The following is a 15,115-nucleotide window of genomic DNA, read 5'->3' as shown; positions in this document are numbered from 1 at the left end:
TTTATAAATAAAAATACAACAAAGATGAATAATTACAATAATGTTTTAGGCACTATTTTTTTATTGTACAAAAAGACTTTGGGGTATCATTTATAAAATATTTATAAAAAAGTTTATATTGAAAAATTTAGCTCCAATTAAAAGTCAAAAGACTTATAATAGGAGCTTTTGTTTTTTTATATAAAATTAATTTTATTCTACTTTACATTAATATAGAAAGGATAAAAAATGAAAACTACTATTGAACAAAATGAAAGTGATCAAAGTTTGTTGGATTTGATTAATCGGGTAGAGAATAAAGTTATTGAAAGTAATTTAAGAAGAGATAAGTTTGCTAGATTAAAGTACCTTTTTAAAAAAATAAATAAAAAAAAGATTGATTTTTTAAATAAAGTACCTTTGTTAAGTTATTCAATAAAAAGAATTATATATGCTTTTATAACACTTTATATTGCTATTGCTTTTGTATATATATTGATAGTATTATCTCTTGATGATATATCGGTAATGAATGATTTTAATTTTGCCAGACCACCTGTAACTGTTGGGGGTCCAGAGTGAAAAGAATGAGTAAAGAACAAAAAAACAGCACTTGGATTAGACGGATCACTTTTAAAACAAATCTTAATATATTGAAGAAATGTCACACCTTTTATTCCAAAAAGTATTAGAATGCCTTTGAGGGTTAGTCATGTAGGAATTACATGAGGCAATCCAGAAACTAAATGATTTTGGCTTGGATTGATACTAAATAAGTCTAATGGAATAATTAATTACCCTGTAATGGATTATTTTAAAAAGGCAATACCAATATCATTTCAAATAGGAGTGGTTGCTGTTTTAATTTCTTACATTTTTGGAGTTCCAATCGGTATACTGGCAGCTAAAAATAAAGAAAAACCAGTAGATAATGTAATAACGTGGTGATTTTTAATATTAATTTCAACACCAGCAACTATATTGATATCAGTGTTTTGATTGATTGGTATCAAATACTTAAACTCATCCGGTATATGAGGAGAAAATAATTATACTAATTTTCTAGCTATTATTGCGGTCGCACTACTATTGATGCCGCCAATCGTTATCGACACTAGAAGATATGTTATTGATGAAATGTCATCAGATTATGTTAAGTTTGCACAATCAAAAGGTTTAGGTTCAATTTATATATTTTATGTACATATTTTTAGAAATGCAGGTGTAAGAATTATTAGATTAATTCCTGGAGTTTTAGTTATATCTTTATTTGGATCAAGCATTTTGGTTGAAAGATTTTGAGCGGCCCCTGGTATGAGTCAATATATACTAAAAGGAGTTAGTACAAAAGATGTTTTTGTTGTTTTGGGCTATATAACCCTGTCAGCTTATGTTGGTGTATTTTCATCCTTGATTGGAGATCTTATTTTAGTTCTTATGGATCCAAGAGTTAAATTATCAAATAATAGAAAGGAATAATTGTATGAGTGAAAAAGTATTGAGTAAAAAGTATGCTGACGATGAGTTTAATTGAGAAGAAATTGTTAAATTAAAATATTCTTATTCTAAATATAACATTGAAGAAATTGATAACTCATTGTTTAAAAAAGTAAGTGATGAATGAAAGTCTTTTAAAGCTGAATCAATTAATTCTAAACCATATAGTTATTGAAAATCGGTTGGAAAAACTGTATTAGCTAGTAAAGTTTTTATAATATGTTTATTATTAATAATTATTTTTGTTACAATGAGTTTATTTATTGCTAGAGGTGAAACACCCGTTCCACTTGATAGACCCAATAGAAACCCTGCAGCTCCTAGTTCCCAACATCTTTTTGGTTTGGGACTGATGGGAGAAGATTTATGAAATAAAATGTGAATAGGTACAAGAAGCACTTTACTATTTATGGTATTTATTGCTTCTATACAAATAGCCACAGGTATATTAATTGGATTAATTTGAGGTTATTTTTCTAAATTAGATATATTGTTTATAGAAATTATTAGATTTTTATCTATGATACCATCTCTAATATTGTGATTACTAGTAATATTTATCTTTGGTGGACAATCAACACTTTGAGTTTTGGTCTTAGCTATTTCATTAACAAGTTGAATCAGCATGTCTTCGGTTATTAGAATTCAAACAATCTTGGTCAGAAACTCTGAATATAATATTGCTTCAAAAGTTTTAGGAACAAATAGTTTTAGAATAATAATAAAAAACATATTACCAAAAATATTACCAATAATTATTCAAACAGCATCTTTTGCTATACCTAATGCAATCGCATTGGATTCATTGTTATCGTTTTATAATTTTGGTTTTGTTAGTGACTTGATTCACGCAGCTTCGCTTGGGTCAATACTAAATGAAGTTGTTTCAGATACAACATGACAATTATTTCCGCATTTGCTTATAATACCAATTTCGTTTATTTCTGGAATATCATTGTTATTTTTCTTGGTTGGAAAAATATTTGCGGATTCATTAGATCCAAAGTTGCATAGATAGGAGAATTTTATGAAAGAAAAAATTTTAACTATTAAAAATTTAGAGATCAAATTTCAAGTAAGAAAAAAACTTTTAACAGCCATTAGAAATGTTTCTTTAGATTTGTATGATGAAGAAATACTTGCCATAGTGGGTGAATCGGGAAGTGGAAAGTCAGTAATTACAAAATCTTTTACTGGTATGATTGAGAGTAATGGTTTCATAAGTGATGGTTCAATAATTTATAATCCGATAAATCCGAGTGAAGATGATTATTTTAAAAAATCAGTTGATTTAGTTTCTATGCAAAAAGAATTAATTGACAAATACACAATCAAAAGTATTAAAAGAAGTATAAAAGCTGAACTAAAATACGAATATAAGAAAATTAAATATTTAAAAAAAATAAATAAAGAACATTTAGATATATTGATAGACCAAAAGAAGAAAGTTTTAGCTAAATTGGAAAACAAACACGCATTGTTTTCTAGAAATAAAAAAATAAATATTAAAATGGAAAGCATAAAAAGTAATATAGAAAAATTAGTAAACTATGAAGAATATTTAATAAATAATGATCGTAAAAAAAGTATGAGACAAGAAATATTTGAAAGTATTTATCATTTGAAGGTTGATTATAGAAAAATAAATGGAATAACATTAATTGATAAATTTAAAATAAAAAAAATAATTAATTACATGAAAAGAATAAAAGATTTTTTACAAAAGGAAAAAAATGAAGAAGACACTAAATTGCTAAAAAGTTTGTTAAAAGATAACTTATTTCATTTAATAGTTAATAAATTTCTTTTAAATAAAAAGAAAAATAAAAAATCCCAGGCTTTAAAAGTTTATTTTAAAGAAAATTTTACAAAATATGGTATAAATTTTTTTGAACAAGAACTCAGTTTTAATAAAATTGAAGAATTAAATAAAATGTACGAAGCAAAAATTGAACAGTATAAACAAAATGAAAATATAAAAGGTTTATTAAGTAAAAGTATATTTAGTTTTATTGAGCATTATAGTAATTGTGCTTATAATTTTAAAATAGAAGATGATATTGAGGATTTAATAATAAAATTGATTGTTGAAAATAAATTTGATAATGAAATTTATGAAAGAATAATTGCACAATGAAATCATGTCAAAAAGTTTAAATTTTTTAACAAATTTAGTTCTTTAAATTTATTAAAAAAACTAAGAGGTAAAACAATAGCGACAATATTTCAAGATCCTATGACATCTTTGAATCCTTTACTATCAGTAGGTTTTCAAATTTCTGAAGTACTAAGAAAAAAATGAAACTACTCAAGAAAAAAAGCAAAAAAAGAGGCCATTAACTTATTGGAAAAAGTAGGAATAAAAGAACCAAAAAAAAGATATAAAGATATACCGGGACAATATTCTGGAGGCATGAGACAAAGAGTTGTTATAGCTATTGCTTTAGCTTGTAAACCAAAAATTTTAATTTGTGATGAACCAACAACAGCATTAGACGTAACAATACAAGCACAAATTTTAGAGTTAATACAAGATTTACAAAAAGAATATAAATTTGCAGTTGTGTTTATAACACATGACTTAGGTGTTGTTGCTAAAATAGCTGATAGAGTTGCCGTAATGTATGCTGGTCAAATTGTTGAATTTGGACTTACTGATGAAGTTTTTCATGATCCAAAGCATCCTTATACATGATCTTTACTATCTTCTTTACCACAATTAAGCGAAAAAGGAAAAAAACTTTATTCTATAAAAGGATCACCACCGTCACTATTTAAAAAGTTAAAGGGAGATTCATTTTCTGAAAGAAGTGACTATGCTTTAGAAATAGACAAAATATATGAACCACCAATGTTTCAAGTGTCAGAAACACACTATGCAAAAACTTGACTACTAGATAAAAGAGCACCTAAAATAAATAAACCAGAGATTTTAAATGAACTAAAAAATAAAGTTGAAGAATAGATAGAAAGAGCAACATTATGAAAGATATGAAGCAGTCGGATATTTTTTTAAAAATAAGAGATATAAAAATAAGTTTTAAAAATAAAGGTAAAAAGTTTACTGCAGTTAATGAAACTAGTTTAGATATTAAAAAAGGAGAAATTTTTGGTTTAGTTGGAGAATCTGGTTCAGGTAAAACTACAATTGCTAGAGCAATTGTAGGAGTACAAAATTTGAGTGATGGCGCTATATACATGGATGAGCAAATAGTAGCTGGTAAAGCTTCAAGTTTATATCATTTAAATACTTATATAAAAAATAAAATTATAGATTTAGAAAATAAATTATATTCAATAGTTTATGTAATAAAAAATCAAACAAAAAAATTAAAAAATATTTATTTTAATAACAAAAAGAAAGTTACAGAAATAAAATATTATTCAAATAGAATTATAAATTTAACTAAAATTAAGTTTATAGATGAAGTTTATGAATATATATTGAAATTGATTAATATAATTGTTTCTAAGGAAGAAAGAATAAAAAAATTTGTAAATAACATTCATTTACAGGTACCTGAAATTCCTCTAGAGTTAGAAAAGTCTATTTTAAAAAAAATAGAAGAAGTCATAATAAATGAAAATGCTTTAAAACTTAAAATAGAAGAAGCATATTTATTGACAACAAATTTTTTAAAAAAATGGGAAGAAAATAGCAAAGAAAAAGTACAACTTAATAATTATATAAAAAGTTTTTTTGTACTTTTTGACTTTATAGTTAATATAAATAATGATATTTTTAAAAATTTGAATATTGTTAAAACTGCACATAAAGAAAATTTGTTATTAACTTCACCAGAGAGAATTAAAAACAAATTATTACCAAGTTATTACAAAAAAATTTATGTTTCTAGGGATGATTTTATAAAAGAATGTAGATTACAAATAAATAAACTATCCCAAGAAAATAACGAATTTAACAACAAGAAAATAAAAAAATATAAATTATACTTAAAAGATTTTTGAAGTAATGAAAATATATCAATAAAAAATTGTGAAAAAATACTACAAATTTACAAATTAAAAGATTCTATAAATTATGATAAACTCAAAGTTTTATCTAGTAAGTTGAAATCTACAGATTTTGAAATAAATTTAAAAAATAAAATAAGTAATAATATTAAATTAACAGACAAAGAATTAGATGAAATAAGTTTAAAATTTGACTATATAAAAAAATTGTTAATAGAAATATTGTTAAAGGTGAAGATCTTGTTGAAGAATATTTTGAATGAATAGGCAAAAAATATGAAATTACGGCTGAAGAAAAAGAAAAAATTACAAAGTTTATTGAGTTTCTGGAATTACCATCAATTGATAAGTTAATTAAGAAATCATATTTGTTTAAACCTATTTCTAAGAAAAACAAGAAAAGAAATAGAAAAAATATTCAGATGATATTTCAAGATCCTAGTTCCTCACTTAATGACAGAATGTCTGTAGAAGAAATAGTTGGGGAAGGATTAATAAATTTTAAAAAAGTTTATAAAAATAATGAAATTAGAGAAGAATATTTAAAAAACTATAATGAAAATAGTGAAAGTAAAATAGAAAATATAAAAAAAGTTAAAGATTCAGATGTTAAAAAATATTTGATTCTTAAAACAATACAATCAGTTGGTTTACTCCCAGAACATTTATCAAGATATCCGCATGAATTTTCTGGTGGACAAAGACAAAGAATTGGCATAGCTAGATCACTAATTCTTAAACCTAAATTGATAGTCGCAGATGAGCCAATATCTGCACTAGATGTTTCTGTAAGAGCCCAAGTTTTAAACTTATTTAAAAAATTTCAATCAGAGCAAGATTTAACAATAATTTTTGTCGCACATGATTTAAGTGTTGTTAGATTCATTACAGATAGAATAGCTGTAATATACCATGGTAAAGTTTTAGAAATGGCTGATGCAAATGAGTTGTTTACTAACCCAATACATCCATATACTAAGTCTCTAATTTCAGCAATCCCTAAACCAGAACCATCGATAGCAAAAAATACTAAAAGTTTTGTTTATGATCCAGATAAAGAACATTATGACTATATTTTTGACTTACCAAGTTTTGTAGAGATAGAAAAAGGTCATTATGTATATTTTAATGAAAGAGAGATTCGAAACTATAAAAAATAAATAATTTTAAAAAAATGAAAAGGAATGAAATTATGAATAGAAAAGAAGCAGATAAAAAGTATAAGTGAGATTTTTCAAATGTTTTTGAAAATTCTAGTGATTACAAACAAAATTTAGAAATGTTTCAGAAAAAATTTAAAAAAATTAATGAATTGAAAGGTAATTTAGGTAATAAAGAAAAATTTTTAGAATATCTTAGAATGAAAAATGAAACAGATTTACTATCTATTAGACTCGACCATTACTTAAATTTATATAATTTAGATCAAACTGATACAGAGCTACAAGAGTTAATGTCACTATATAAAAAAGCTAATAACGAATATAAAGAAGCTTTATCCTTTGCAAATCCAGAGATTTTAGATTTAGGTTACGAAAAGGTTATAAGTTTCATCAAAGGATCAGATTATGCATATCAAGAATATATTTTTAAAAAGTTATTTCGTATGAAAGACAGCTTTTTACCTTATCAAAAACAAGAAGTAATTAATCAAGTATCAAATAGTAGAGAAATACTAAACGGTTTCTTTGACTGCTTATCATATGCTGATAGACAATTTTTGGATGTTGAAATAAATGGAAAAAAAGAGTTAATTAACACAACTTTCTTCAACACATTTTTAGCTAGTTCAGACCCAATTAAAGACCAACAAAATAGAAAATTGGTTTGAGAAAAATATTATAATAATGTAACAAGTAAAAAATATAGTTTTGCAAAAACTCTTGAAGGAATAATTACAAAAGAATACGAAGATGCAAGACTGAAAAACTATTCATCAGCATTAGAAAAGGCTTTATCTGAAGATAATATACCAACAGCTATTTATAGAAAACTTTTGCAAATAGGAAAAAAAAATATTGGAATTTTAAAAGATTACTATTCTATTATAAAAGATAGATTTGGTTTTAAGGATTTCTTCATAAGTGACAGACATTTAAGTTTAGCTGATAATTTTAGCAAAGTAGTTTTAGTGGAAGAAGGCAAACAAATGGTAAAAGGAGCATTGCAAATGCTGGGTGAGGAGTATAATGAAAAGTTAGATATAGCAATGAAAGATAATGCTATTGACTTTTATGAAGACTCTACAAAAAGAAGTGGTGCATACTCAACATTGGGAAATGGGGTTGAGCCATCTATTTTGATGAATTGAAGTGATACATTATCCTCAGTGAGTACGTTGGCACATGAGTTAGGTCACTCAGTGCATACACTTTTTGCAGAAGCATCACAAAAATATCCTTTGTGTTCTTATCCAATTATTCTTGCTGAAATTGCGTCAACTTTTAATGAGCATGTTGTATTTGACTATTTATATGAAAAAACAACTGACAAAAATGAAAAAGTATGTTTAGTCCAAAACAGAATTTATGATATGCTAACAACATTTTTTAGAGAAATTCAGTATGCAGACTTTGAACTACAAGCTCATGAACTACTAGAGAAAAATGAACCAATTACAGCGGAAAGACTTATGAATCTATTTAAATCTGTTGAGTTAGAATATGGTTATGATTTATGCACAAATAATAATGAAAGAGACGCATATTATTGACCACACATTGCTCATTTCTTTTATTATCCCTTTTATGTTTACAAATATTCATTAGATGTTGCAGCTAGTTTTAAAATTTATCAAGATGTTAAAAAAGGTGGCAGTCAACACATAACAAACTTTTTAAAAGCTGGATGCCATAAGGATCCTTTAGATATATTAAAAGATAGTGGTATTGATTTTATGGATGAAAAAACATATGAGCCTATTTTGTCTGAAATTAAAAGACTAATAAAATTATTAAAAGAGCTTTTAGATTAATAGTAATTGTTAATAAGACTAATTTTTATAAATAAATTTTTATTAATTAGACCAAAAACAAACAACCTTAAGGAGATATAAATAATAATGTTTTAATTGTCTCATTTTGTAAGAAAGGTTGTTTTTTTATATAAAAAAATATAGATAAAATAGCTTGTTTTATTTTTATGTAAAATTTTAATAATCTTGAATGTAATTTCATGTAGTGTCACAACAATTTTAATAAAAATTAATAAATTGACATAAAATATTGTAATTTTATAGTAAGGGGTATTTATGAAAGAAAAAGAGTTAGAATCATTATCAAAAGAGATAATTCAAGTGGTTGGTGGTCTTAATAATATCGGAAATTACTATAATTGCATTACTAGATTAAGGTTGGTATTAAATGATTATTCAAATTTGGATCTAGAAAAAATAAAACAACTAAAAAATGTAAATGGGGTAGTTTTATCAGGAAAAGAATTGCAAATAGTTATTGGTCCAAACGTTACAAAAGTGAAGTTATTTATGGATAAGTTATCTAAAAAAGAAACAAAAATTAAAGTAAGCTTTATTGTTAAATTGAAAACGGGATTATCAGAAATTTTGATTCCAATAATACCGGTTTTTTTGGTTTGCGGAATGTTAAAGAGTATAGAGGGAACTCTATTGTACTTTAATTTAATTCAAAAAGTTGATATACAAAATTTGAACAATAACGATATTTTTTCAACTTTTGTATTTATAATTTCAAATTCAGGGATTGTTTATGTTGGATTATTTTGTTCAATAACCGCCGCAAAGTATTATAAGATTAGTGAGGTATTTGCATTGTTTTTAGGTTTAACAATACTATGTCCTTTTTTCTTAAATTTTCAAGGAATTACAATTATAAGTATTAAAGGATTTGATTATAAATTGTTTAGTTACACAAGCCTGATATTACCTTTTATATTTTCTATTTATATTTTAAGTAAAATTGATAACTTTTTTAAAAAATTTATGATTAGTTATTTAGATCCTTTTTTAAGACCTTTTTTTAGTTTTTTGATAGTTGTTGGTATACATTTTTTCATTTCAGGACCTATATTATCTTATTTAGAAAATGGAGTTTACTTTTTGATAGAAATTATAGGAAAATTTAAATACGGAATTGCTTCAATGTTTTTTGGATTTATATTTATGATTTTGGTGAGATATGGAATGCATATAGTATTTGTAATACCCTTTAATATTGTTTTGAATCAAAATATTATGAGTTTTTTAGGTCCAGCACAGTGAATTGCTTGTTATTCACAACTTGGAGTTACAATAGGTATACTTCTAATAACAAAAAACAAAGAATTAAAAAAAGCTTGTAAATCCTCAATACTACCAGGGGCTATATTCTCTGTTATTGAGCCATCTCTATATGGAGTTAATACTAAAATAAAAAAAGCATTTTGAATAGGATGTGCAGTATCGGCATGTATATCATGACTTTCAGGGTTTTTAGAAATAAAACAAAATGTTCCTGTTGGAGCTGGAGGTTTGTTCTCTCTATTGGGAACTATAGAATCGGGATATATTGATGTATGTATATTATTAGCATTATACTTGACTGCCGTATTAATACCTATAATGCTGATTCAGGTGTTTTTTAGAAAGTTGGACTTTTCTAGATTTACAAAATAAAACAACATATAAGATATTTATTACGTTAGATTAATAGTTGTTGTAGTACAACTATTTTTTATATAAAAGTCTTTTTAATAAATCAGCGTTTAAAATATACTTATGGAGGTAGTAGTATGAAAAGAAAGATAGCGGCTTCTATATATGTTTTTAATTTTTTAGAAGTTGGTAAAAAAATGGATGAGTTAGTTGATGCAGGAATTAACATGATACATGTCGACATAATGGATGGTGTATTTGTTAATAATTATGCTTTATGTCAAAAGTTTTGTAAAGATATTAAAGATAAGTACCCAAAAATAATAGTTGATGCTCACATAATGTGTATTAATCCTGAAAAATATATTGAATCATTTACCAATGCAGGAACTGATGTTTACAATTTTCATTATGAGTCATTAGAAAATAAAGACCCTAAAAAAATATTTTCAATTATTGATAATATACACAAGAATAAAATGAAAGCTGTGATTGCAATTAACCCAGAAACAAATCCAAGAATTTTAGGCCCATATTTGGATAAAGTAGAAGGTGTAATGTGTATGTCTATAAATCCAGGTTTTAATGGACAAGTTTTAAATCCAATAGTTTATGAAAACATTACTTGATTAAGTAAAGAAAAAAAAGGTAAAAACCTAAATTATTATATTCAAGTTGATGGTGGAGTGCGTGAAAACACATACCAAGAACTGATAAAAGCGGGTGCAGAGGTGTTTGTTGTAGGAGCATTTATAAACGATGAAAGCAAAAAAATAGTGGAACAAGTTAAAAAAATAGAAGGTGATAATTCATGAAAATAGTAATTGGTTGTGATCATGTTGGTTTCTTATTAAAAGAACCCATTAAAGAATTTTTAATAAAAAAGGGATATGATGTAATTGATAAAGGGACATATAATACAGAACGCGTAGATTATCCTACATATGGAAACTTAGTTGCGAAAGCTATTATAAAAAATGAAGCGGATTTAGGACTATTATTCTGCGGTACAGGAGTAGGTATATCAATTTCTGCTAATAGAAATAAAGGCATTAGAGCAGTTGTATGTTCTGAACCTTATTCTGCAAAATTATCAAGAGAACATAATAATTCAAATATACTTTCATTAGGTTCTAGAGTAGTGGGTTTAGATTTAGCAAAATTGATAGTAGAAACATGATTAGAAGCATCTTTTGAAGGTGGAAGACATCAAAAAAGAGTTAATCAAATAGATGAAAAGTTGTAAAACAACTTTTTTTTATATTACGATAAAAAAAACTACATTTTAACAAGGTTTTCTAAAAAAAATTTAAATAATAAAATATTTTCCAATTTATTTTAAATAAAAGAGTTAAATATTAATGAAAGGAGGAATGATTTTAATGTTGAAGTCGAATTTTATAAATTCCAATATTTTAGAAGTTGTTTCAAAAATGGGTCACTTTGATACTATTTGCATTTGTGATGCTGGACTACCTATACCAAAAGAAGTCGTGAGAATAGATTTATCATATGTAAAAGGAAAACCCCCATTTTTAGATTTAGTAAATTCATTTGCAGAAATATTTAGTTTTCAAAAAGTCATTTTGGCAAGTGAAATAAAAACTGAAAATAGCGAGAACCTAAATGCTTTAAAAAAAATTATAGATCCAAACAAAATGGAGTTTTTACCACACGAGGATTTTAAAAAGCTTACAAAAAATTGTGTAGCAATAATAAGAACGGGTGAATGTACAAAATTCTCTAATATTATTTTAGAATCAGGTGTAAATTTTTAATGAAAAATAAAGAAGTTTTAATCAATAAAAACCTACAATGTGGTCCAATATTAAAATTAGAAAATATTAAAAAAAATTTTGGAAAAGTTAAGGCATTGAAAGGTGTTAACCTAAATATTTTTAAAGGAAAAGTAATGGGAATTTTAGGTGAAAATGGTGCTGGTAAGTCTACATTGATGAATATCCTGAGTGGTGTATATCAAATGTCATCTGGTCACATTTATAATTCAAAAAATGAGAGTATTACGTTTAATAATATTAAGGAAGCTGAAAAATACGGAGTTTGTATAATACATCAAGAAATATTGTCATTTCCAGACATGACTGTGATTGACAACGTATTTATTGGGCACGAAAAAAGTAAATTAGGATTTGTTTCATATAAAAAACAAAAAAAATTATTGTTACAAACACTAGAGGAGATGTCATTAAATATACCAATAAATAAATTGATGAAGGATCTGACAATTGCAGAACAACAAATGGTAGAAATTGCAAAAGCATTAATTAAGAAATCTAAAATAATTATTATGGATGAACCCACATCTTCACTATCTCAAAAAGAGACTAAGGTTTTATTTAAAATTATTGAAAAACTTAAAAAAGAAGATTGTGCTATTTTATATATATCCCATAGACTTGAAGAAATACCTATAATATGTGATTTGATTACAATTATCCGTGATGGCGAATTTATTGGTGAGTATAAAGTTGGTGAACTTAGTGAAAACGATTTAATTGCAAAAATGGTTGGTAGAGAAATTGAAGATAAATTTCCAAAAAAAACTACTTGTATTAACGAAAAAGTGATTTTTTCAGTAAAAAATATAACTAGTAGTTTTTTAAAAAATATTTCGTTCAATCTTTACGAGGGAGAAATACTAGGGTTTGCTGGTCTTGTTGGCTCTAAAAGAACTGAGTTGTTTAAATCATTGATTGGATTATTAGACAAAGGATCTGGTGAAGTGTTATTAAATGATAAAAAAATATCTTTTAAGTCTCCATCAGATGCTATTAAACAAGGTTTTTATTATGTTACTGAGGATAGAAAGTCCGAAGGGTTAATTTTGGATGAGTCAATAAAAACAAATATTAGTTTGTCATCCTTAAAAAATTTATCTGTATTTGGGTTTGTAAAACCTAGTCAAGAGACTCAAAAAGCAAAAGATTTTATAAAATACTTTTCAATAAAAACTCCTTCTTACAATCAAAAAGTTAGCGCTATGTCAGGTGGTAATCAACAAAAAGTATTGCTTGCGAAAGCATTTTGTTCAAAACCTAAGGTTTTAATATTTGATGAACCTACTAGAGGTGTTGATGTAGGAAGTAGAAAAGAAATTTACGATCTAATTTATGAAGCTAAAAATAATGGTATTGGAGTTATTGTAATATCGTCAGATTTGGCTGAAGTTATTGGATTATGTAATAGAGTAGCTGTTATGAAAGATGGAAGAATCGCTAAAATTATTAGTGAAGACATTACGCAAGAAAATGTTATCAAATATGCATTATAGAGGTGACTATGGAAAGTTTAAAAAAATATAATATTATAGATAATGTAATTGATTATTCGGCTCATGTCAAAGACATGAAACTAAAGTTTATTAATGATTTTTATGACAGAAGAGTTGAAAAAAAAGTTGATAAAATTTATGAGTTATCAAGTTATAGAGATATATTCATAGAGTCTATAAAAAAGAAAAAAGATAAAAAAATTAATAAGTTAGTTCAAGAAAAAACTAATTTAGATTATAAGTATAAAAATAAGGATATAGATAAAAGTTTATATGAGAGTTTAGATTTACAATTAAATCTTGAAAAAAGAACCATAGAAATAGAAAACTTTTATAAAGAAGTAATAATAAAAAAAGAAAAAAAATGAAATGTTTTTATTGATAAAAAAAGAGCTAAATATAAATTGATAATAAATAAAATTAATGCAGCGCGAGAAAAGCATTGTAATAAAGTAGAAGAGTTATTAAAAAATCAAATTAATGTTATTGAAACTAAAAGTTCCCAAATATTAGAAATTGAGAATAAAGAATTTGCAAATAATGCTAAAATTTTGCAAAACTATAAATACAATAAAAATTTAATAGAAGATAAAAACAAATTAGAACTTAATAAAATAGGTCCGTTGGACTATGAAAAAAAATCAATATTCAATTCTGATAAAGTTGATGAAAAAACTAAGCAACTAAACTTAATATCTAATAGTAAAGAGTATAAAAAACTTAGAGGACAAATAAATTCAAAATTTTTATTTGATTTTAGTACAAAAGTAAAAATTAAAGATAAAACTATTTCAACAATAAACTCCTTTAAATTGGTTATATTTATTATGATTTTTACAATTGGTATTGGTGTTGCACAACCTTTGTTTTTTACAACACAAAACTGAATTAATATTTTAAGTCAAAATGCAGCGCTAGGGTGTTTTGCTATAGGTGTTACATTAATTATATTAACAGGTGGTATCGATCTATCGATTGGTTCAACATTAGCCTTTTCTACGGCGATAGGAGCTAAGATGATAGTTGATGGTAATAACATATGAGTTGTTTTAATAATGATAGTTGTGTTTTCTAGTGCATCAGGTTTAATATCGGGTGTTTTAGTTAGTTACTTCAAATTGCCACCTTTCATTGTAACATTGGTGCTAATGTTGGTTTGAAGAGGTGCAACATATATTAAATTAGAAAATAAAATCATACCTTTTGAAAGTGACTTTTTAAATTTCTTAACTCAATACAAGATATTTGCAATACCATTAATTGTATACATTCTATTTGCTCTTGCAATTGTGGTGGGTGTATTAATGAAATTTAGCAGATATGGTAGATCTATTTATGCGATGGGTGGAAATTACAAAGCAGCAGAACTTTCAGGGATAAAAGTAAAACCACTTCTACTATCGGTTTATGTATTTGGTGGAATATGTATGGCATTTGGTTCACTAATTTACATGGCTCGTGTAAAAGTTGCAACACCAACTACAGGTAATGCGTGAGAATTAGATGCAATTGCATGTGTTGTTCTTGGTGGTACATCACTCAATGGAGGAAAAGGAGGTGTTGTTCAAACAATGATAGGATGGTTTGTAATGTCAGTATTAACAAATGCCTTAGTTGTTGTGGGAATAGATTCAAACATACAATTTATTATAAAAGGTGTTGTAATATTGATAGCAATCTTATCAAATACAAAAATCACTATTTTAAATAGAATATATAAAAAAACTAAAATGTATTTAAAAATATAAACATTAGGAGGAAAT

The 15,115-nt window shown here is 25.5% G+C and carries 12 protein-coding genes; all 12 read left to right on the top strand.

Annotated features, from left to right (window positions below; genetic code table 4):
- The first annotated feature begins 228 nt into the window (after positions 1 to 228).
- The 12 genes from oppB (at position 229) to SHELI_RS05950 (ending at position 15,100) form a co-directional block, all read left to right on the top strand.
- Positions 229 to 1,458, top strand: a complete 1,230-nt coding sequence (gene oppB, locus SHELI_RS04950) for an oligopeptide ABC transporter permease OppB (protein WP_069117223.1) — start codon at positions 229 to 231, stop codon at positions 1,456 to 1,458.
- Positions 1,459 to 1,462: 4 nt separating this feature from the next.
- Positions 1,463 to 2,494: an oligopeptide ABC transporter permease OppC gene (gene oppC / locus SHELI_RS04945; RefSeq protein ID WP_069117222.1), complete on the top strand. Its 1,032-nt coding sequence runs from the start codon at positions 1,463 to 1,465 to the stop codon at positions 2,492 to 2,494.
- Between the two features lie 9 nt (positions 2,495 to 2,503).
- The gene (locus SHELI_RS06255) at positions 2,504 to 4,441 is read left to right on the top strand and encodes an oligopeptide/dipeptide ABC transporter ATP-binding protein (protein ID WP_084449272.1); all 1,938 of its coding nucleotides are present in this window, start codon (positions 2,504 to 2,506) and stop codon (positions 4,439 to 4,441) included.
- Between the two features lie 17 nt (positions 4,442 to 4,458).
- On the top strand, positions 4,459 to 5,718 hold the full coding sequence (locus SHELI_RS04935) for an ATP-binding cassette domain-containing protein (protein WP_069117220.1): 1,260 nt from the start codon (positions 4,459 to 4,461) through the stop codon (positions 5,716 to 5,718).
- 101 nt (positions 5,719 to 5,819) lie between these two features.
- On the top strand, positions 5,820 to 6,611 hold the full coding sequence (locus tag SHELI_RS04930) for an ATP-binding cassette domain-containing protein (protein WP_069117218.1): 792 nt from the start codon (positions 5,820 to 5,822) through the stop codon (positions 6,609 to 6,611).
- A 32-nt stretch (positions 6,612 to 6,643) separates the two neighbouring features.
- Complete coding sequence (locus SHELI_RS04925) at positions 6,644 to 8,425, top strand: M3 family oligoendopeptidase (protein ID WP_069117213.1); 1,782 nt, start codon at positions 6,644 to 6,646, stop codon at positions 8,423 to 8,425.
- Positions 8,426 to 8,701: 276 nt separating this feature from the next.
- Positions 8,702 to 10,081 carry a PTS transporter subunit EIIC gene (locus tag SHELI_RS04920; protein ID WP_069117212.1) on the top strand — a complete coding sequence of 460 codons (1,380 nt, stop codon included), beginning with the start codon at positions 8,702 to 8,704 and terminating at the stop codon, positions 10,079 to 10,081.
- 116 nt (positions 10,082 to 10,197) lie between these two features.
- A complete protein-coding gene (locus tag SHELI_RS04915) occupies positions 10,198 to 10,881 on the top strand; it encodes a ribulose-phosphate 3-epimerase (protein WP_069117208.1) in 684 nt (227 codons plus the stop codon).
- Entirely contained in the window at positions 10,872 to 11,306 is a 435-nt protein-coding gene (gene rpiB, locus SHELI_RS04910) for a ribose 5-phosphate isomerase B (protein ID WP_069117206.1), read from the top strand. Before SHELI_RS04915 ends, rpiB begins: the two co-directional genes overlap by 10 nt.
- A gap of 127 nt (positions 11,307 to 11,433) precedes the next feature.
- Positions 11,434 to 11,838 (top strand): D-ribose pyranase, encoded by a 405-nt coding sequence (gene rbsD / locus SHELI_RS04905; RefSeq protein ID WP_198146093.1) that lies wholly within the window; start codon positions 11,434 to 11,436, stop codon positions 11,836 to 11,838.
- On the top strand, positions 11,838 to 13,352 hold the full coding sequence (locus SHELI_RS04900; RefSeq protein ID WP_069117204.1) for a sugar ABC transporter ATP-binding protein: 1,515 nt from the start codon (positions 11,838 to 11,840) through the stop codon (positions 13,350 to 13,352). Before rbsD ends, SHELI_RS04900 begins: the two co-directional genes overlap by 1 nt.
- A gap of 8 nt (positions 13,353 to 13,360) precedes the next feature.
- Entirely contained in the window at positions 13,361 to 15,100 is a 1,740-nt protein-coding gene (locus SHELI_RS05950; protein WP_084449269.1) for an ABC transporter permease, read from the top strand.
- Positions 15,101 to 15,115: the final 15 nt, after the last annotated feature.

Source organism: Spiroplasma helicoides (genome assembly GCF_001715535.1).
Taxonomy (GTDB): Bacteria; Bacillota_I; Bacilli_A; order Mycoplasmatales; family Mycoplasmataceae; genus Spiroplasma_A; species Spiroplasma_A helicoides.
The sequence above is the reverse complement of the archived record's forward strand: the minus strand, read 5'-3'. Positions and strand labels throughout refer to the sequence as shown.